The sequence below is a fragment of the Kribbella sp. NPDC049584 genome, from assembly GCF_040675555.1.
Taxonomy (GTDB): domain Bacteria; phylum Actinomycetota; class Actinomycetes; order Propionibacteriales; family Kribbellaceae; genus Kribbella.
The window spans coordinates 491283-510802 of sequence record NZ_JBFAPF010000003.1 but is presented as its reverse complement, the minus strand read 5'-3'; the positions used below and the strand labels follow the sequence as shown (position 1 = coordinate 510802).

17 protein-coding genes are annotated in these 19520 nt (G+C 68.4%); 6 read left to right on the top strand and 11 right to left on the bottom strand.

Going from position 1 to position 19520, the window contains the following annotated elements; genetic code table 11:
• Window positions 1–16: 16 nt before the first annotated feature.
• The 3 genes from AB0J62_RS14195 to AB0J62_RS14185 all read left to right on the top strand — a co-directional run bounded on the left by AB0J62_RS14195 (window position 17) and on the right by AB0J62_RS14185 (window position 2437).
• Complete coding sequence (locus tag AB0J62_RS14195; RefSeq protein ID WP_363869229.1) at window positions 17–1438, top strand: ferredoxin reductase family protein; 1422 nt, start codon at window positions 17–19, stop codon at window positions 1436–1438.
• Between the two features lie 271 nt (window positions 1439–1709).
• The gene (locus AB0J62_RS14190) at window positions 1710–1988 is read left to right on the top strand and encodes an FMN-binding protein (RefSeq protein WP_363869225.1); all 279 of its coding nucleotides are present in this window, start codon (window positions 1710–1712) and stop codon (window positions 1986–1988) included.
• Window positions 1985–2437 (top strand): FMN-binding protein, encoded by a 453-nt coding sequence (locus tag AB0J62_RS14185; protein ID WP_363869222.1) that lies wholly within the window; start codon window positions 1985–1987, stop codon window positions 2435–2437. Before AB0J62_RS14190 ends, AB0J62_RS14185 begins: the two co-directional genes overlap by 4 nt.
• A 16-nt stretch (window positions 2438–2453) precedes the next feature.
• Here AB0J62_RS14185 and AB0J62_RS14180 read toward each other — a convergent pair whose 3' ends face one another.
• From AB0J62_RS14180 to AB0J62_RS14165, 4 genes are all read right to left on the bottom strand, one after another.
• Window positions 2454–4145: a SulP family inorganic anion transporter gene (locus tag AB0J62_RS14180; protein ID WP_363869219.1), complete on the bottom strand. Its 1692-nt coding sequence runs from the start codon at window positions 4143–4145 to the stop codon at window positions 2454–2456.
• Window positions 4146–4511: 366 nt separating this feature from the next.
• The gene (locus AB0J62_RS14175) at window positions 4512–4772 is read right to left on the bottom strand and encodes a hypothetical protein (protein ID WP_363869216.1); all 261 of its coding nucleotides are present in this window, start codon (window positions 4770–4772) and stop codon (window positions 4512–4514) included.
• 116 nt (window positions 4773–4888) lie between these two features.
• Window positions 4889–6196, bottom strand: coding sequence for a cation:proton antiporter (locus AB0J62_RS14170; protein WP_363869213.1), 1308 nt, complete (start codon window positions 6194–6196; stop codon window positions 4889–4891).
• A gap of 100 nt (window positions 6197–6296) precedes the next feature.
• Window positions 6297–8918 carry a LuxR C-terminal-related transcriptional regulator gene (locus AB0J62_RS14165; protein WP_363869210.1) on the bottom strand — a complete coding sequence of 874 codons (2622 nt, stop codon included), beginning with the start codon at window positions 8916–8918 and terminating at the stop codon, window positions 6297–6299.
• A 318-nt stretch (window positions 8919–9236) separates the two neighbouring features.
• On the opposite strand from AB0J62_RS14165, the gene AB0J62_RS14160 reads away from it, so the two are divergent.
• Window positions 9237–9953, top strand: a complete 717-nt coding sequence (locus tag AB0J62_RS14160; protein WP_363869207.1) for a hypothetical protein — start codon at window positions 9237–9239, stop codon at window positions 9951–9953.
• 124 nt (window positions 9954–10077) lie between these two features.
• Here the strand turns inward: AB0J62_RS14160 and AB0J62_RS14155 are convergent, their stop codons facing one another.
• The 5 genes from AB0J62_RS14155 to AB0J62_RS14135 all read right to left on the bottom strand — a co-directional run bounded on the left by AB0J62_RS14155 (window position 10078) and on the right by AB0J62_RS14135 (window position 13815).
• The gene (locus AB0J62_RS14155) at window positions 10078–10527 is read right to left on the bottom strand and encodes a hypothetical protein (RefSeq protein ID WP_363869204.1); all 450 of its coding nucleotides are present in this window, start codon (window positions 10525–10527) and stop codon (window positions 10078–10080) included.
• A gap of 104 nt (window positions 10528–10631) precedes the next feature.
• Window positions 10632–11285, bottom strand: coding sequence for a hypothetical protein (locus AB0J62_RS14150; protein ID WP_363869201.1), 654 nt, complete (start codon window positions 11283–11285; stop codon window positions 10632–10634).
• The gene (locus tag AB0J62_RS14145; RefSeq protein ID WP_363869198.1) at window positions 11266–12090 is read right to left on the bottom strand and encodes a hypothetical protein; all 825 of its coding nucleotides are present in this window, start codon (window positions 12088–12090) and stop codon (window positions 11266–11268) included. Before AB0J62_RS14145 ends, AB0J62_RS14150 begins: the two co-directional genes overlap by 20 nt.
• A gap of 32 nt (window positions 12091–12122) precedes the next feature.
• A complete protein-coding gene (locus AB0J62_RS14140; protein ID WP_363869195.1) occupies window positions 12123–13427 on the bottom strand; it encodes a hypothetical protein in 1305 nt (434 codons plus the stop codon).
• Between the two features lie 88 nt (window positions 13428–13515).
• Window positions 13516–13815: a hypothetical protein gene (locus tag AB0J62_RS14135; RefSeq protein WP_363869192.1), complete on the bottom strand. Its 300-nt coding sequence runs from the start codon at window positions 13813–13815 to the stop codon at window positions 13516–13518.
• A 234-nt stretch (window positions 13816–14049) separates the two neighbouring features.
• Here AB0J62_RS14135 and AB0J62_RS14130 point away from each other — a divergent pair, with 234 nt between their 5' ends.
• Window positions 14050–14562, top strand: a complete 513-nt coding sequence (locus tag AB0J62_RS14130) for a DUF1269 domain-containing protein (protein WP_363869189.1) — start codon at window positions 14050–14052, stop codon at window positions 14560–14562.
• Window positions 14563–14625: 63 nt separating this feature from the next.
• A complete protein-coding gene (locus AB0J62_RS14125; RefSeq protein WP_363869186.1) occupies window positions 14626–16467 on the top strand; it encodes a glycoside hydrolase family 15 protein in 1842 nt (613 codons plus the stop codon).
• Window positions 16468–16547: 80 nt separating this feature from the next.
• Here AB0J62_RS14125 and AB0J62_RS14120 read toward each other — a convergent pair whose 3' ends face one another.
• Window positions 16548–17435 (bottom strand): HAD family hydrolase, encoded by an 888-nt coding sequence (locus AB0J62_RS14120; protein ID WP_363869183.1) that lies wholly within the window; start codon window positions 17433–17435, stop codon window positions 16548–16550.
• Window positions 17436–17739: 304 nt separating this feature from the next.
• Window positions 17740–19512 carry a sulfate permease gene (gene sulP, locus AB0J62_RS14115; RefSeq protein ID WP_363869180.1) on the bottom strand — a complete coding sequence of 591 codons (1773 nt, stop codon included), beginning with the start codon at window positions 19510–19512 and terminating at the stop codon, window positions 17740–17742.
• Window positions 19513–19520: the final 8 nt, after the last annotated feature.

Here is a 19520-nt window from a genome sequence, read left to right as displayed (position 1 = left end):
CGTTCATCGTCGGAGCATGACGTACCGCGATTCCGCGCAGGCCGTGAACCGGCCGCAGATCGCGCATGCCCGCCGCCGGCCGCGCCGTACGCCGTCCTGGTGGCGCGACGTCGCCGGAGTGCTCTGCTGGGCGAGCGTGTTGGTCGTGATCGCGCTGTGGGTGTCAGGACGCGGCCTGCAGTTGCTCGCGAGCGGACCGGCAGATCTGTTCACGTCGCTCGGCAGGCTGTCCGGACTGGTCGCGGCTGACCTCTTGCTGGTGCAGGTGTTCCTGATGGCGAGAGTGCCGATGATCGAGCGGAGCTACGGTCAGGACGAGTTGGCGCGCCGCCATCGGCTGGTCGGTTTCTGGTCGTTCAACCTCCTGCTGGTGCACATCGCGTTGATCCTCATCGGGTACACACTGCGCGATCACGACAATCTGGTGCGGGAGACCTGGGACGTTGTCACGACGTACGGCGGGATGCTGCTGGCGGCCGCGGCGAGCGTGGCGCTGACGTTGGTCGTCGTGACGTCGCTCCGGGCGACGCGGAAGGCCTTGCGGTACGAGTCGTGGCACCTGCTGCACCTGTACGCCTACATCGGGGTCGGGCTGTCCATACCGCACGAGATCTGGACCGGTGCGGACTTCACGTCCTCGCGGGTGGCGCGCCTGTACTGGTGGTCGGCGTACGGCGTGGCGCTCGGCGCGATCGTGCTGTTCCGATTCGCCTTGCCGTTGTGGCGGACGTTGCGGCACGGGCTGACCGTGCGCGAGGTGGTCCACGAGGCGCCTGGTGTGGTGACGGTGCTGCTCGGCGGGCGTGGGCTGCACCGGATGCCGGTCCGGGCTGGGCAGTACTTCGTCTTCCGGTTCCTCGACGGTCCGGGATGGTCACGGGGCAACCCGTACTCGTTGTCGGCGTCCCCGGCGCCGGACCGGCTCCGGGTGACCGCGAAGGCGGCGGGCGATGGCAGCAGCCGCCTGGCGCGGTTGCGGCCCGGCACACGGGTCGCTGTTGAGGGGCCGTACGGCCGGCTGACCGCGGAGCGTCGGGTCACCGACCGGGTGGCGATGTTTGCCTGCGGCATCGGTATCACTCCGCTGCGGGCTCTGCTGGAGGAGCTGGACTATCGGCCGGGCGATGCGGTCCTCGTCTACCGCGCACACAGTCCAGAGGACCTGGTGTTCCGCGACGAGCTGGAACAGCTCGCGGTGCGACGCGGGATCACCTTGCGGTATGTGCTCGGGCCCCGGCAGCGGAAGCGGGTGTCGTGGCTTCCGGAGAGTGCGAAGGCGTGGTCCGACGCGGATGCGATGTGGGATCTCGTGCCTGGGATCGAGCGGTACGACGTCTATGTCTGCGGTCCGGACCAGTGGATGGACGCAGTGTGTGCGGCTGCTCTCGAGCTCGGGCTGCCGGCGAATCAGCTGCATCAGGAGCGGTTCTCGTGGTGAAGGGAGTGCGTGCGTGAGGCGTGGGATCAAGCTGCTGATGACGGTGGCGACCACGGCGGTGGTCGCCGTCGCGTTCCGGGCGAGCGTCCAGCCCCAACACTCAGTCGGTGGATCAGCCGCAGTCGTCAGCTCCTCGCCACCTGGACGGACCGTCGGCCGTGTATCGCCGCCGTCCAGCAGAGGCCGGGCACGAACCCCTGCGCCGCGACCGAAGCCGACTACCCGCACGTCGACTCCGCAACCGACGACACCTGCTGCCACGTCGGTTGTCGTGGCAGGCGGCGTTGTCGACACGCAGTACGGGCCGGTGCAGGTCGGGATCACTGTGCGCGGCGGGCGGATCAGCAAGGTCCACACGCTGCAACATCCGAGCGGTGACGGGCAGACGGACCAGATCAACGGTTACGCCGTACCGCAGCTCAACCAGGAGACGATGGCCGCACAGAGCGCACAGATCGACACGGTGTCGGGAGCAACCTTCACCTCGGAGGGGTATCGCCAATCGCTGCAGTCGGCGCTGGACGCCGCGCACAAGGCGGGGGCGCGATGACGGCGCACTCGGAGCGGCTTCGGCGCAATCTCCTGGTCGGCGGAAGCACCGGCGTACTGCTCGTCGTGCTCTTCCTGTTTCCGACGAGCCGGAACCACGTCTCCAGCCGGCCTGTTGCGACGGCGACGCCAGGCGTTGTCAGCACGCCATCGGGGACCGGCGATCTGACGGCGAACGGTACGTCGGAAGGCACGCGGTACGGGCCGGTGCAGGTGCGGATCACGATCCGGAGCCACCGGCTGGTCGGTGTGAACGCACTGGTGTATCCGTCGTCGGGCGGTCGCGACCGCGAGATCAGCTCGTTCGCGCTGCCGCAGCTGGAGCGGGAGGCGATCTCCGCGCAGAGCGCCCACATCGACACGGTGTCAGGGGCAACGTTCACCTCGGACGGCTACCGCCGCTCGCTGCAGTCCGCCTTGGACGCCGCACATTTCCGGGCCGCGGGCTGAGGCGTTCCAAGAAACCTTACTGATCCGGGACGTCGCCGCGGTGCCCGACTGCCCAGGTTTCCGCTTCGTGTAAAGCCTTCGCGGTCGATTCACCGACAAGCTCGCTCGCCTCGAAGACCTGGACCGGGCCGGATACGTCCACGCGGTCGGTGCGACGCAGCAGTTCGGCGAGGGCGTGGTCGACGCCGCTGAGGTACAGCCGGCCGCCTACCGTGTGCAGGGCGGCGGCGTAGTCGGCGAGAACCTTCACGAAGGTTGCACCGACGGCTGTCCGGCCACGAAGCCGGAGTACGACGGCAGGTGCCTCGGCGCCGGCCGGGTCGGGCAAGTGGACACCGAGAGTGCGGGAACCCGCGTAGAGCAGGCTTCCGTACACGTCGAGCACGATCGTCTGATGGCTCGACAGCACCTCGGGCGCCGGTTGCTCGATCCACCGGCCGTCGCCGGTGGGCTTCAGCTCGACGACCTTGAGATCCATCGCTCCCTGGTTGAGCTGGAGCAGCAGCGACAGCGTCACGCCGATCCCGACGGCGGCGGCGACCGGAAGGAACAGTGTCGCGAGGAAGGTCGAGACGATCGCGATCTGCGACGTCGGGCCGGTGCGCAGGATCGTCCTCAGTTCGCCCGGCCGGAGCGAACCTGCGGCCGCGAAGACGAGTACTGCGGCCAGGGTCGGCATCGCGACAAGGCCGACCACGCCGGAGAAGGCCGCGAGGATGACCAGCATCCACAGTCCCGAAAAGATCGCGGCCCATCTGGTGCGGCCGCCGACTGCTTGGTTGAGAGCGGTCTGGCCGACGGACCCGCCGACCGGTTGACCGCGGAAGAAGCCGGCCGCGAGGTTACCGACGCCCTGGGCGATGAAGTCCTGGTTCGCGTTCGAGACGGTCGCGTCGCGGTTGGGTGCGGCTTCGGCGACCCCGCTGCCCTGGACGAGAACGATGGCCGCAACGGCCAGGGCCCCGGTCACCAGTGAGAACGACAACAGGCTGAGGCCCGGCAGGTGCGGCAGCGGAACACCGCTCGGAATCTGCCCGACGTCCTCCACCCGTGCCACCGAATCGCTGCCGACGATCATCACGATCGCGGTCGGGACAACCAGCGCGACCAGTGCGCTCACCGCTCGCAGCCTCGTCCGGGACAGGCCGACGAGGATTCCGAGGGCCGTCAGCCCGGCCAGCAGTGACGTGATGTCGATCCGCGACGGATGGAGTACGACGTACAGCGCCTTGGCCAGCGCGAATCCGCCACTGGCCTCCGCGCCGGTGAGGTCGGGGATCTGGCCGAAGAAGATGTTGGCCGAGATCCCGGTCAGGAAGCCGATCATGACCGAGTGCGACACGAATCGCGTGTAGCGCCCCAGCCGTGCGATCCCCGCCACGACCATCGCCACGCCAGCGATGATCGTCAACAGGATCAGGGCATCCGGCCGGTCTGCGGGGTCGACACCTTCCAGTGCCGACCCGGCCGCCAGCGATGCCGCGGTGGTCGTGGTGATCACCATCAGCCGGGTGCTCGACGTCAGCCCGCCCGCGACCGGACCGGCGAAACTCGCATACAGGCCGTGGATCGGGTTCACCCCGACGAGTACCGCGCATGCCATCCCGTCCGGCACGCTGCCGATCGCGCCCGGCAGACCGGCGACCACATCGGCACGCAGGTCCGGCCGCTCCGACCGCAGGTAACGGAGTACGGGATGTGCGACCACGTCGGGGTGCCTCCTTCACAAGGCCCGTCCCGGCGCGGTCCGTCGTTGCCGCGTCCGCTCCGGAGGACTCTGCTGACGAGCACTCCGCACGCCAAGACTGGTTGTCGAGCGTAGGGACCGGCGACCTCCGGGGCCTCATCCCAGCGGGACGAGCCCGGCGGGCGGGACGAGTTCGTCCACCAGGGATGAGGCGCAGGCGTCCGGGCGGATCTAGCGTTGACAATGCAGGCGGAGCGTGCGATCACGGACGGGGCATCGATCCGCACTCTGACCGTCGCCGGCTCTTGACGTCATCCTCTGAGGGGCGGATGGCGCCAAGAGCCGAAACCAGGTGGGGACAGCACGCTCGCGCGCGTACTGGAAGTCCTACTCCGGAGCGAGGTCCTCGGCCTGAGGCGGATCATCGATCGCCGCGCGGCGCGCGGCTGCCCTGTCGAGGATCTCAGCGGCTACGGCGTCGGCCGAGCGGCCGAGGTACTCCGCCAGCACGAACAGCAGCGTGCGTGCCTCGCTCGGCTCGATGTGGTGTTGCTCGGCCAGTACACCGACGGCCCGTTCTCTGAGCGCGGCAGCCTCCGCGCTGTCGATCAGTGAAGGATCGACCTCATCACCGGGCTCGGAGCCCACGATTTCAAGCCTTCTGACTCTCCGCGTCCCCGCGGCATTCCCGGAACTGAACGGGACCACCGTACCCCTAAACGGTGAACCCGATGTCGGACGGTGTTGCCAGCCGTGCCCCGCCGTCATGGCTGGTCACTTCGGAAGGGTGTCGGAGGTTGCGCAGAGTTCTGGGCGGGGCGTCGGGATCGGGGGCCGGCGCTCTGGTCTTCGTCAGCCTGTTCGAGGTGGACGTAGCGGCGTCCGAGCGGACCGGCCGTGACGCCGTGGAGGACCACACTCACGAACACCGTCAGCGCGACGACCGCGACGGCTCGCTCGACCACCGGGATGTCGCCGAGCTGCTCGATCGCCAGCAGGGCGAACACGACCGATGCCAGACCGCGCGGGCCGAACCACCCCATGAACACAACGGTTCTGCGGTCGAGGCCCGTTCCGATCAGCGACAGGGCGACCGGAACCATGCGGACGACGGTCAGACTCAGTACGGCGTACGCGAGGAGCGTCAGGTCGAAGTTGTGAAGGGCGATCGGCACCAGCGCGGCTCCGAAGAGGAACCAGGCGGCGAGTGCCAGGACCTCACCGAGCAGCTCCGGTAGCTCGACGGCGGTGTCCGCGTCGACAACTTCCTGGTCCAGTGCGGCCCTGAAGGCGATGCCGGCGACGAACGCCGCGATGAAGCCGTTGCCGCTGAACGCGACGGCGAGCGCGAAGCTGCTGAGGGCAGCCGCGAGTGTGCCGAGCCGCCGTGCGCCCGTACTCATCCAATGGCGCCGGGAGCCGACCGTCAGGAGCCAGGCGCTTCCTGCCCCGATCACCAGGCCGACGAGGAGACCGACGGCCAGTTCGAGCAACGCTCCGCCGCCGTGGTCGGCGACGCCGTCGTGACCCGCTATCCCGAGTTGGCCCGCGGCGACAGCCAGCGTGAACGTGACGACAGGTGTGACGATGCCGTCGTTGAGACCACTTTCCACATTGAGTGCGCGACGCAGGCGCAAGGGGATCCGGCGATCGTTGATCACCTGGGCGCTGAGTGCAGCGTCAGTCGGCGCCAGCGTGGCGCCCACGAAGCCTGCAAGCGCCCAGGTGAAATCGTCGAAGAGCCAGGCGGCCAGCAGAGAGCCCAGGATCACGGACAGCGGGAGGCCGAACGCCAGCAGACGACCGGGCAGACGAAGATCTCGCTTCAGTCTTGACACGTTGACTCTGGCAGCGTCCGAGAACAACAGCAGCGCCAGCGTCAGTTCCGCGATCAAGTGGATGGACGGCGCCTTGACGTCCACTGAGAGAAGGCCGCTGTCAGGACTCCCCAGTGCGTAGCCGGCGACGGTGAACACGAGCGGGCCGGTGATGTTCAGGCGGGCCAGGAGATCCGACGTCACTGCCCAGACAAGGACGAGGAGCGCGAGGGCCGCGAAGGTGGCCTCTGTCACCTCTCACCTCCGGGGACCGGCGGACCCTTTCAAGCTAGTGCGGCGGCTTCTCCCGCAGCTTCATCCCAGCAGGATGACGGCGCGGAGGCTGCCCTGCTCGTCAGGTCTCCGGGCGTTGGGGCAGCAGTCCGAGGTCCCATGCTCGCCGTACTGCCTCATTGCGCCGGGAGGCGCTCAGCTTGCGCAGGATGCTCCGCACGTGGCTGCGGACCGTGTTGACCGAGACGTGCATGGTGTTGGCGATCTCTTCGGTCGTCAGCAGTTCGGCGAGGTACTCCAGCACCTCGTGTTCCTTGCTGCTCAAGGTGACTGTGACTACCAGTTCGTAGCGTCTCCGCCGATTCGCCTGATCCGCCGCGCGGTCGTGCTCCGATGCCGGCGGCCGGAGCCAGGCGTGACGCCGCATCAGTTCGCCGGTCGGCTGGAGCAACTTTCGCAGTCGTGGCGGCGCGTCCGAGAACGGACGGCGGAGCTGCTCGGGCGCGGCGAGCCTCAAGGCGTGCTCCACCTGGAGGCCGCTCCTGCCGGAGTCACCGGCCCGGATCGACTCCGCGGCTTGAACCAGCCACCGGTCGATCTGCGTCGCCAGGGATGTGGCCCGCTGCCTGAGCTGGGACGGCAGGGGAGGCCCCTGCCCACCGGCCTCGGTCGCCGCCCGCCGCAGTACCAGGATCGATTCGACCTGGGTGCGGCCAGGAGAGTCCTCGATCACGGCGATTGCCTCATGTGGCAGGTGCTGAGCGACGAGAATCTTCGCCTCGTCCACGACGAGCAACTGGCCGAGCCAGTCGTCGATCCCCAGGCCGTAGCTGTCGGCGGCCGCCCTGAGCTCGGCCTGGGCCAGCTCGGCGTCCCCTTCGGAACGGAGCACTCGTGCGCGGACCAAAGCCTCGAAGACGGCCAGAACCCGCGCATCGAACGTCGGTTCGGCATTCCGGGCGCGATGCACCAGTTCCCGGGCTGACGTGACGTCGCCCCGGTCGGCACTCACCCAGGCCTGGGCCACGATCGCCGACTGCGGCTCATCCAGGTGACCATCGGACTCGGCCAGCGTGGTCGCCTGCAGTGCGAGCTCGCCGGCCCGACCCAGATGTCCCCACACCGCCTCCACCAGCGCGGCCATCCCCAGGACGTCCGCGAGGGCCTCGTGCAGACCGGCGTCGTCGGCGATCGCGATCGCCTCGGAGAACGCCTCGGAGGCTCCGCGGAGATCCCCTCGCTGCAGGAGTGTCCGGCCGTTGCATCCGGCAACGAGTATCTTCACCTCCGGATGCGGGGTCGATTCCACCGATGCCGCCGTCACGGCCTCCTCGGCGGCGAGCGTGGCGTCCAGCGCCGTCGTGACGTCCGCCTCGAGACTTGTACAGATCGCGTGCAGCACTGTGATCGCCAGATCATAGAAGTTGGTCCGACGCGGGACGTCTTGGTCCAGGCTGGTCCGGGCCTTGTTCAGTTCCGCGGCGCACAGGTCGACATCGAACTCGGCGAGTGCCCGGGCGGCCCGGACGACCGCAGGACCCGCTCCGTCCAGGTGGTCCGGAAGGTCGGCGACCAAGCTCGTCAGTAGCTCACGTCGCCGGCCGACAAGTAGCTTCGCGAAGTCGAGGTCTTCCACCAGATACTGCGACGCTTCGCCCCATTCCCCGGCCGTGATGGCGTGGCGGACCGCTGTGAGCCGGTGCCCGTTCTGCGCGAACCAACCGGCGGCGGTCCGGTGAAGCTCCAGGACCAGATCCGGTCGCTCGAACATCAGCTGCGCCCGGAGGAACTCTCGGAACAGTGACTGGTAGCTGTAACAGTCGTCGGTCCCGGGAACCGGCTGGATGAACGCGTTCCCGTGCGACATGAACTCCAACGACCGCCGGTCGCACACTCGACCGGTCAATGCCTCGGCCAGCGCGGGCCAGAGCTTGTCAACGATGCAGGTCCGGAGCAGGAAGTCCCGCTGCATCGGGGGCTGCGCTTGCAGTACCTCGGTCATCAGGAATGCCGACACGTTCCCGACATCCCCACGAAACCCGGCAATGGCCTGGGCGGTGTCGGCCGTTCCGGCCAGGTTCATCGCCGCGAATGCCAGACCCGCCGGCCAGCCGTCCGTCCTGGCCCAGAGTTCTGCCACCTCGGTCGGCGCCAGATCAAGGTTCTCCTGCCGCATCAGACGGGCCGTCTCCTCCGTCGTGAAGGCGAGGTCGGCCGCACGAATCTCTGTCAAGGTCTCCGCGAGCCGATAACTGTGGAGAGGCAGCAGTGGGTCCGTGCGGGTCAACAGGACGATCCTTACCCTTGCGGCGTCGTCGCGGATGATGCGGTCGAGGCTCTTCCCGAGCTCAGGCGTGACAGTGAGGTCGCCGCAGTCGACCACGAGGACCAGCGCAGGATCTTCGGCGAGGGCGGCACCGCTGCGATGGAGACCGTCGAGTACTGACTGCATCGAGGCGGTGGACTGTTCGTCGGCGGCGTCCACAGCTAGGTGCCTGACCGGCCCGGGCCAGATGCCGAGTGCCTCCCACGAGAGCAGGAGCATCGTCTTTCCGAAGCCCGCGGGCGCGCTGACAAGCGTCAGTGGTCGCCGTACTCCTTGGCTCACCAAGTCCAGAAGACGCTGACGCGCGACCGTCCTCGAGAGCATCGCCGATGGTCCCGCAACGGGCATCTGCCCGTGCTCGCGCATCGGGGTCCAGCGATGTCCACGCCCCTCGTCCGCCTGCTGCCCCCCCGACATATCCCCTCCCGGCGATTGGCACTAGGACCGTTCGACGAGACGGTGAGCGGTGATTTCACCGCGGATTCAAGGTAGCGACGTCACCGAATCGTCGGATCTGCCCATGCTGCCCCAGGACCGACGGCGGTAGCTCACCCCGCGAGGATGAGGCGTGCCTCATCGTTCCCGGGTCCGGACCCACAACCGCTTGCGGTCGCGAGCCGCGGAGCCGTTCTCACCCCGGCAGGAGGAGGCCAGGACAGGCCGGTCCGTGCATGCTGACGCTCTGAGCTCGGTGGCGAAAGAAGCGATCGAGAACCGGGGCAAAGGACTGGGAACGTGAGCGACATGATGCGGTCTTCCGGCGCCGATGGATCCGATCCCAGCACAGTCCGCGGCCGCGGCCGAACTGTCCGGACGTGGTGCGTCGACCTGGCCGTCACAGCCGGACTCGTCTGTGCGATTGCCAGCTGGGGACTGGGGCGCGTGATCATCAGTGTGGTCGTTGTCGCGATGGTGACAGCAGTCGTCGCGTCGTCCACCTGGGAAGGGCACGGGCGGCCCGCGGTGTTCAGGGTCGTTCGGATCACACTCGCCATCGCGTTGATCATGCCGGCCGCCGTCGGCCTGATCGCCGTCCTCGGCTTCGCCGGCGTCTTGATCGTGGTGATACTGACGGTCACCACGCCGGCGCTCACCGCCCGCTTCCGGGTGCGACGGCGCGTGCACGGGGATACTCCTGTCGTACCGCCGGAGCCGGCGACACTCCGCGACCCCGCGCAGTCGGTCGCCGACGATCCTGCGGCCGCCCCGCCGCGAGAGCTCAGTTCCCTCCACGACATCGAGTTGTGCCTGCTGTGGCGCCGGAGCTTCCTGCTGCTGGAGACTGCCCCGACAGCTGCGGTGCGCGTGTCCGTCGTCGAACAGCGGCAGCGGTACCTCGACGAGCTCCATCGCAGGTCCCCGGAGGGATTCGCGGCCTGGCTCGCCTCCGGCGCACGAGCGTCCGGCAACCCGTTCCCGTACGTCGACGACCCCCGGCGCCGAGCAGGCTGAGTCAACGACGCAGGCCGGGCCGCCCCGGCCGCAGGCGCGCAGTGAACCGGCCCGCTCGTGGATCGTGAGCGGGCCGGTGCCGTTTCCGGGTGGCTGCAGAGCGCTTGGCGTTCCTCACCGCCCGTCAGAGGGCGGAATCGCGGACATCGCGTCCGTGCACGGCCAGCGCCCAGATGACGAAGATGTCGATGGCGATGATCGTCAGTGCCCAGAACGGGTAGTACGGGATGAAGGTGAAGTTGGCCAGTGCGCTCAGCCCCGCCAGGGCGATTCCCACCACCCGAGCCCAGGTCTGGCCCGCCATGACCGCGAAACCTGCGACCATCACCAGGATGCCGCCCAGCAGCTGGATCCAGCCCCACGCGGTGGCGTCGAACTGGAACAGGTAGTTACGGGTGGCCAGGTAGAACTCGTTCTCGAAGAGCGCCACCAGGCCGGTAAAAGCCTGGAAGCCTCCTGACAGGACCATCATGACGCCGGCGAACAGGATGAACCCGACTGCCCAGCCGCTGACCTCGTGTTCCTCGCCCGCGCTTTCGTAATGCGATGCTGCTGCCCCTTGTGCCACTGTCATTCACTCCCGTGATCGGACCGTTCCGCCGCAGCGGAGGATGAGACCAGGCTGGCCAATCGCCCGGGGCGCGGCATCATCCGCAGGGGACGAGCCGTAGGCCCTGGTCAGATCTGGACGCTGACCGGGAAGGTGGCGATCCAGGCGATGGTGATGACGAAGACGAGGCAGCCGATCCCGACGAGAATCCAGCGCAGGCGGCGGCCGGCGATCTTGGTGCTCATCCCGGCGAAGACCAGGACGACGGCATACAGAACGACGGTGAGCACGTAGTTGCTGGCCGTCTGGAGGTCGCGGAGCACCTGGGCCGTGGCGGCGTCGGCGGCCGCGTCGAGCCGTTCGGCCTCCTGCCTCGACGCGAGCTGGTACTGCGGCATGGCGAAGGGCGTCGGCGGCGCATCCGGGTTCGTGGACGGCCGGGTCGCCATCCAGGCGTTGAACGCGGGCCGGAACTCGGCGCGGAAACGGTGGGCGTAGAAATCGGCCACATCGGCCTCACCTCGGCGATCGGCGTCCGCCCAGGCGATGAATGTGGCAACGTCCACCTGGCTCTGGGACTGGGCCTGTCCTTGGGCGCGGGCAGCGTCGATCCTGATCGCGTTCATCCGGCCGGCGGCCTTGGCCTGCTCACCGTTCCACCTGGTGGCCTGGTAGCTGCTCCAGGAGGTGCCGAGCGCGGCGAGCACCAGCAGGACGGTGACGAGCACCTCCTGCCAGGTGCGCCCGTGCGCGGGCCACTCGTCAGCGCCGGCTGCCGTCATCCGCACACGGAAGGGTCGTGTCAAGCCCGAGCAGCTTGACCTGCGAGTCGATCAGGCCAATCGTCCGCTCCATCGCCGTCGGCTGCAGCCTGCCCACGCCCTCGCCGTGCGGATGGTCGAAGAACACGAGCAGGAACAGCAGCAGGGTGATGACCACCGTCACGCTGCCCATCAGGACGCCCTGGGTGAGCGCGCGCTCGCGTGGGTCGGCGAAGAACAGCAGGTACACGAAGATCACCACGGAGATCACCGCCAGGACCAGCCACACCGGCGTCGGGATGATCCCCTCCGCCCCGTGCACCCTGTCGATGCGCGCCTGTTCGCGATCGGCGGTCTGGTCCATCCACCGGTCGTACGCCGACTGCTCGGTCGGAGTTTTCGGATCGACGGTCGAGATCGTCCGGAACATCTGCACGCCCCACGGGTTGACGGAGTTGCCCAACGTGCCGGTGTTCAACGCGTTCCACTCGACCCCGGCCACGGACCGTGCGTAGCAGCTCAGCTCACCGGTGAGCTCCGCACGGGTCTTGCCAGGCATGAACTGTGCCGTCTGAAGCTGCTGCGCCACGATCGTCGCCTCCGACTCGGCGCCCGCTCGCGACTGGTCGTACGACGTGAACGACAAGAAGATGATGAAACCGAGCAGCACGGAGAACCCGGTGGCCAGCACGCCGAAGACACCCGAAGCGCGGTCACCGTCACTGAAGTAGCTGCCCTCGGGCGCCCGCCTGCGCACGAGAAGCATTGCAGTGACGGTGACCGCGGTCGAGACGACCATGACCACGGCGGCCCAGACGATGTTCATGTCCGCCTGCCTGCCGCCGCTGTCACAGCCGGCTAGTTCGCGGTTCCGGCAACTGCTTCGGCCGGTGGGACGGGACGGGAGGGGGTCGCTGCCCGGCCGGCGCCGACGAGGAGCTGCACGATGATCAGCAACAGAGCCACGAGCGCGAGCGACCAGAACAGCCTGCCCTGCGAGATGTTGTTGCCCCAGAGCAGGACGACGGCGCCCAGCAGGCCGATGACCACGCGCAACCAGCGGGCGTTGCCCGCAACCCATCGGCCGGCGGTGCCGACCGGGCCGTTGGCCAGGGCCGCGCCGATACCTTCCAAACCATCGCGGACCGCTGCGCGTACGGCGGTGCCGGACTTGTTGGGCCCCGCGAACCAGCCGATGACCACGATCGCCAGGCCCAGCCGGAAGAAGACCTGCCGGCCACGCTCGAGGTAGGACAGCAGCGTGTCGTAGAAGACCGCGCTCGCCGGACCGAACGTCGTACCCGACAGTGCGTCGATGAACAGCTGCCGGCCGATGGCCAGCGCCAGCGCGATCAACAGCGCGTTCGCCGCCAGTAAAGCCCCGATGATCACCGCCGTCCGGGGGCGGCGGAGCGAGAGCACCAGAGCCAGCAGATAGAGCGCGGCCACCACCACGATCAGCCACTGCGCCACCGGGTTCGCGAACGCATAGATCGTTCGCATCTGCTTCACCTGGGGCGCTTCCACCAACACGATCTGCTTGTCGACGTCGGGGACAGGCACGTTCTTCAGGATGGTCAGGCCCCGATCGACCAGGCGTTGCTTGACCTGGTCGATGACCTGGGAGACATCGAGCACGATCTGTTCACCCTGCAGCGAGACGGCTCCGGTCTGCTGTCCCTTCAGCACGCGCTGGAGGGACTGCTGGGCCCTGGTGTTGGCTGCCGTCCAGAGGTCGGCGAACTGGTCCGACGCGAGGAACTCCCGGACCTGGCGGTCGATCAGGCTGTTGATCGCGCCGGACAACGGCCCGACCAGTCGCTGCAGACGCGGCCGGTCGGTGATGACACCGGAGAACACGTCGTTGAGGAGCGCCTCGATGTCGACCTGTGCCTGGATCGCGTCGGTGACCTTCGTGGCGATGGCGTCCTGCACCTCCGGCGATGCCACCAGCGGGGCCACGGTGTCGACGTACCGCGTGGTGTCGTTCAGCGTTCGCTGTCCCCAGTACGCGACCGCCGCCGGTGTGGTCAGCAATGCCGCCAGCACCAAGCAGACGATCACCGCGGCCGAACGCCCCTTGGAAGGCCGCCTCCCCTCAGGCGTCCGGGCGGGCTCGCTGTTTTCTGCACGACCGGACAGCGTGGGGTCTGGAACAGCCATGCCGTGCCTCCTCGCCGGTCGGGCTAGGGGATCGATCGTCGCCGCCGCGGGCGAACGGAACCTCACCCCGCGCGGATGAACCTCGACATCAGGCCTGGACGCCGCCCGGGTAGCCGGGCGCCTGGCGGCGCTGGGTCCAGCCGGCGCCCCAGTGGATGACGTCGAGGAGCCCGGCGAAGACGACCCAGAACCAGTCGGAGCCGTGCAGGCCGCCGCCGGTGTAGAGGATGACGTACATGAGCGTCGCGAAGGGCAGGAAGATGATGCCGAGCAACGGCCAGAACCAGGTGTCGAACGCGGCGTCCACCAGTTTGGGGCGCGCCACCCAGACGAACAACAGCCCCAGACGCGGAAAGACCCCGGCGAACAAGGCGAAGAAGCACCCCATGTCGTTCCTCTCACGCTCCTGGCCGCCCTGCCCGGGGGGCGACAGCCGACTTGGATCGTTCCGCGAGGGCCGCTGGTGAGCATCATCCGCGCGGGGTGAACCGGCCCGGGCGCACGCCGCCGGGGGACCTAGTCCGCCCGGGGTGAGGCTTTCCACCCGGGGCCGACGCGATGGTGAGGGCGAGAAGTACGTCGGACCGCGCGGTCGCGGTCGCCCGATCCAGAGGAGAGACCCGTGGGATCTGACAGCAAGGCTCCAGTCGATCTGTACATCGCCGTGTATCCGGACGCCGGTGCGGCGGCAGGTGACTGGGACGCGATCAAGCAAGCCGCTTCGGACGATGTGATCAAGGTCGACGGGCTGGTCCTGGTCAGCCGCGACTCCGACGGCAAGATCCACGTCGACGACGATTTCCACACGGCCCGGAAGGGCGCGTTGCTGGGTGCCGCCGGGGGAGCCCTGATCGGGCTGATCTTCCCACCCAGCCTGCTGGCGGGTGCGGCGGTGGGCGCGGGTGCGGGACTCGGTCTCGGCGGCCTGAAATCCCACCGCGAGAAGAAGGAGATCAAGGCCGACGTCGAAGACACCCTGCCGCCCAACAGTTCGGGAATCGTGGCGCTGTTCGAGCAGACGTGGGTCACGGACGTCGACAAGGCCCTGTCGCACGCCGGCAAGATCAGCAAGCATGAGGTGGACGCGGACAGTGCCGCGGAGGTCAAGGCGGAGGCCGACAAGGCCACCTCGTAGTCCGGCACGCGGACGGTCGGCCATCAGCCACAAGGAGCCACGAGGAGCCAGAGGAGCACCGCCATGAAGGACTACCCGTTGATCGCGGACCACGGTTTGATCGGGGATCTACAGACCGCGGCCCTGGTCAGCACGGACGGCTCGATCGACTGGTTCTGCGCACCCCGCTTCGACTCGCCCAGCGTGTTCGGGGCGCTGCTGGATCACGAGAAGGGCGGCCACCTCCGGATCAGTCCGGCGTACGGCACCTTCGAGACCAAGCAGCTGTACTTCCCCGACACGGCGATCCTCATCACCAGGTTCCTGACCGAGGCCGGTGTCGGTGAGGTGATCGACTTCATGCCGGCGACGAGCAGTACGCACGCCACCGAGAACCACCGGATCGTGCGGCTGCTGCGCTGTGTCCGCGGCCGGATGACGTTCGACATGGAGATCGCGCCGCGGTTCGACTACGGGCGCCGGCCCCATCGCTGGCACGCGACCGAACACGGCGGTGTCTGCACGAGCGAGAGCGGGACGCTGACCTTCCACGTCGTGCGGGAGCCCGACGACGCGCGACTCGTCGAGCCGCGCGTGGGCGACACGGGAGACCTGCAGGTCTCGTTCACCCTCGAGGCCGGGCAGCTGCGCGGGCTGATGCTCGAGACGGCGGCCGACGGGCCGCCCCGGGAGATCCGGGTCGCCGAGGCACGGCAGCTGCTGGACGACACGGCCGCCTTCTGGCGGACCTGGTTGGCGCAGTCCACCTACACAGGTCGTTGGCGCGAGATGCTGCAGCGTTCGGCGATCACGCTGAAGCTGATGACGTACGCACCCAGCGGCGGCCTGGTGGCCGCGCCGACGGCCGCGCTGCCGGAGCAGATCGGCGGCGAGCGCAACTGGGACTACCGCTACACCTGGATCCGGGACGCGTCCTTCTCGATCTACGCCCTGCTGCGGATGGGTTTCACCGAGGAGGCCACCGCCTTCAGCCGCTGGATGCGCGATCGCGTGCAGGAGAAGGCGGGCGGGGCCGGCGGGCCGTTGAACATCATGTACCGCGTCGACGGCTCCTCCGACCTCACCGAGGAGACTCTCGACCACTGGGAGGGGTACCGCGGATCCCGCCCCGTGCACATCGGCAACGGTGCCGCCGGTCAGTTGCAGCTGGACATCTACGGCGAAGCACTGGACAGCATGTACTTCGGCGACCAGCGCGGTCTCACCATGAGCCACGAGGGCTGGGTCGCGGTCCGGGAGCTGCTCGACTGGCTCACCGACAACTGGGACCAGCCCGAGGAGGGCATCTGGGAGACCCGGGGCGGGCGCAAGGACTTCACCTACGGCCGGGTGATGTGCTGGACCGCGTTCGACCGGGCGATCCGGCTCGCCACCAGCCGGTCGCGGCCGGGTCCGCTGGACCGATGGATCCTCGCCCGGGATGCGATCTACGACCAGGTGATGGCCCGTGGATTCGATCCGGAACGTGGCGCCTTCGTCCAGCAGTACGGCAGCAAGGTGCTCGACTCGTCGCTGCTGCGCATGCCGACGGTCGGGTTCGTGGCGCCACAGGATCCGCAGTGGCTGTCGACCCTGCGCGCGATGGACTCCGAACTGGTCACCGACAGCCTCGTCTACCGCTACAACCCCGAGGCGTCGCCGGACGGCCTGCGCGGGTCGGAGGGCACGTTCTCGCTGTGCACGTTCATGTATGTCAACGCGCTCGGCAGGGCCGGCCGGATCGACGACGCACGGCTCACCTTCGAGAAGATGCTCACCTACGCCAATCACCTCGGCCTGTACTCCGAGGAGATCGCCCTTACCGGCGAGCAGATCGGCAACTTCCCCCAGGCGTTCACCCACCTCGCCCTGATCGACGCGGCCATGGCCCTGGACGCCCAGCTGGACCGGAAGCAGCGTCCCTGAACGAGCGCGGATCGCCGGCAAGGAGGCAGGCATGGGCGGAGTACTCGGGGACATCCTTGCCGTCCGCCGCGGGCAGCGCCTCAGCTCTCGCCGGCGAACACCGTTGCCCAGTCGTTCTTGATGCTGACCACCGTCCAGTCCTGGGCCTGGGCCTGGGCGAGCGACGTCTCGGCCCCGGCGGTGTAGCTGAACTCGCGGTCCGCGTCGTCGTGCAGGATCAGCAACCGGAGCGCCGGACGCGACGGGCGCCCGGCGTACCCGAGCATCGGGATGTCGCCGTTGGAGTTGCCGGCGGCAACGACCGGTCGCCGGCCGGTCCGGCTCCAGATGCGTACCGGCTTCATCGGGCCGTCGTCGAAGCCGTCGAGTTTCGCCTGGTAGACGACCGAGCCTCCGGTGTCGTCATCGCGGTACCGGAGCCCGGCCGAGCTGCCGATGATGCGCTCGGGCGGGATGCCGTAGACCTCCTCGGTGATCGGCCGCATGAAGTCGCGGTCGCCTCCGGACGCGATGTAGATCGTGAAGCCGTGGGCCTCCAGGTAGCGCAACAGTTCGATCATCGGCAGGTAGGTGCAGTCCCGGTGCAGCCGCCCCAGGGTCGGGTGTGGCGTCGTCCGGAGGAAGCGCTCGGCGATCTCGGCGTAGGTGTCGACACTCATGTCGGCGAACGCCTGGAGGACGCCGTCCAGGAGCACCGTCAGCCCGCTGTCGTCACCCTGGTAGTGCTTGGTGATCGCATAGCCTAGCCAGGCGTAGTCCTTGTCCCGGGCGGCCTGCCACGGCTGATGTGCGCGCAGACTCAAATCCTGTTCGGCTCTCTCGGCGAGCTGCTGCAGGACGAAGCCGAGCTCGACCGGCATCGGCTTCTCGCACCACAGCGTCCCGTCGTTGTCGAACACCGCGATCCGCTCGGAGGGCGGGACGTGCTGCGCCCCGCTCTCCTGCACGGCTCGGTCGACGTACTCCACGATCGCCTGTTTCGGGGGTGCCGATCGGGCACCAGACCGAGCTTCTTCTGGCGGGCCAGGGTCTCTTCCCGCATCGCCTCGTACCCCTGGTCGAAACGGCCGGCGAACTTTCGATCCACTCCTTCGGCGCGTGGTGCAGCGCGTGACAGGCACCGGGTGCGTAGTACAGGAGGAACGGCTTCTCCGGAGCGATCGCCTTGGCGTCCTTGATGAACTGCACAGGCATGACGTCCTCCATCCTCGATGTCAGGCCAGGTTCGATGACGCGTGATCCGGAATCGTCACCCTCGAAGGATGATCCGGCTCACCGACGCGAACCCTCGCCGCCGGCCTCCGGCTGAGGAGTGCGCCAGGTGGCGCCTGTCTGCCGGATGTACTCCGCGACCGCCGCGTCGAGCGTCGGCAGGAAGTGTGCCGGGTTGATCGTGCGGGTGAGTTCGTACCGCTCGATCTTCGAGCGGACCGGATCCTTCATCTCCGCGAAGACCAGGGACACACCGCGCTCGTTGAGCCAGGCATCCAGCTCCTGCAACATGTCGGAGGCCGTGGTGTCGATGTCGGTGATCGGCTCGGCGGCCACGATGATCCACCGGACGTCGGGATCGTCCGTGGCGATCTCCCGCATCTTCTCACCGAACATCCGCGCGTTCGCGAAGATCAGCGGTGCGTCGAAACGGTAGACGACCAGACCGCGGAGGAGTTCGGCGTCGGGATAGCTCCTGGTGTCGTGCAGGCCCGCGATTCCCGCTACCCGGCCGAGCTCGGCCTGGTGCGGCCACCAGGCGCGGCGGAAGACGTTCAGGATGGACAGGCCGACGGCGATCAGAATGCCGGGCAGGACGCCCAGCAGGGCAACGCCGAGCAGCGCGACGATCGACAGCCCGAACTCGGTCCGCCGCTGATGCCACAGCCGGCGCGTCCCGGCGATATCGGCCAGCGACAGCGCAGCGGCGATGACGATCGCGCCCAGGGTCGGCTGCGGTACGTACTGCATCAGGGAGGTGGCGACGACCAGGACCACGGTGATCGTCGCGGCGCCGACGATGCCGGTCACCTGGGACCGGGAACCGGCCTGCTCGGCGACGGCCGTGCGGGACCCGCTGGTGCTGACCGGGAAGCCCTGGAAGAACCCGGCCGCGATGTTGGCGGCGCCGATGCCGACCATCTCCTGGTTCCCGCGAACCTGGTCGCCCCTGCGAGCGGCGAACGCCGATGCTGTCGACATCGTGTCCGCGAGTGCGACGACGGCGATGGCCAGCGCCCCGATGAACAGCGGCGGCAGATCGCCCCAGCCGACGCCCGGGACAGTGAACGGTGGGAAGCCCTGGGGGAGCTTGCCGACCGTGTCGACGTCGTGGGACTGCAGGTCGAACGCGCTGACCACGATGGAGGCGAGCACCACGATGATCAGGACGCTCGGCAGCTTGGGCAGCAACCGGTTCAGCAGCAGGATGCCGACGAGCGAACCCACCCCGAGGACCGCGGCCGTCGCGTTGGCTTTGCCGTCGGCGAGCCCCGCCAGGAACGCGTGTGCCTCGGCCAGCAGCCCGTCGGCGTCGACCTTGAACCCGAACAGCTTGCCCAATTGACCGATGACGATGGTCAGCGCGAGCCCGTTCATGTAGCCGATCTGGGTCGGCTTCGACAGCAGGTCCGCGACGAACCCGAACCGGGCGAGTCCGGCGACCGTCATCACCACGCCGACCATCACCGCGAGCATCGACGCGAGCGCGACGGCCCGGGCGGGATCACCGTTCGCCAGTAGGAGTGGCGCTATCGTCGCCGCGATCATCGGGCCCAGCGACGAGTCGGGGCCGAGTACGAGCACTTTCGACGGCCCGAAGACCGCGTAGCCGAGCAGGCACAGGATCGACGTATAGAGACCGGTGACCGGCGGCAGCCCGGCGAGCTCGGCGTACGCCATCCCTTGCGGCACAAGCAGCGCGGACAGGACCAGGCCGGCAACGATGTCCTTGGGCAGCCACGCCCGCTGGTACGACCTGGCCACAGCCGCAGCAGGCACGTAGTTCTGCCACGAAGGCGGATGGATCGCCGGATGGTCGCCGTCGTGAGCCACCGTCGTCG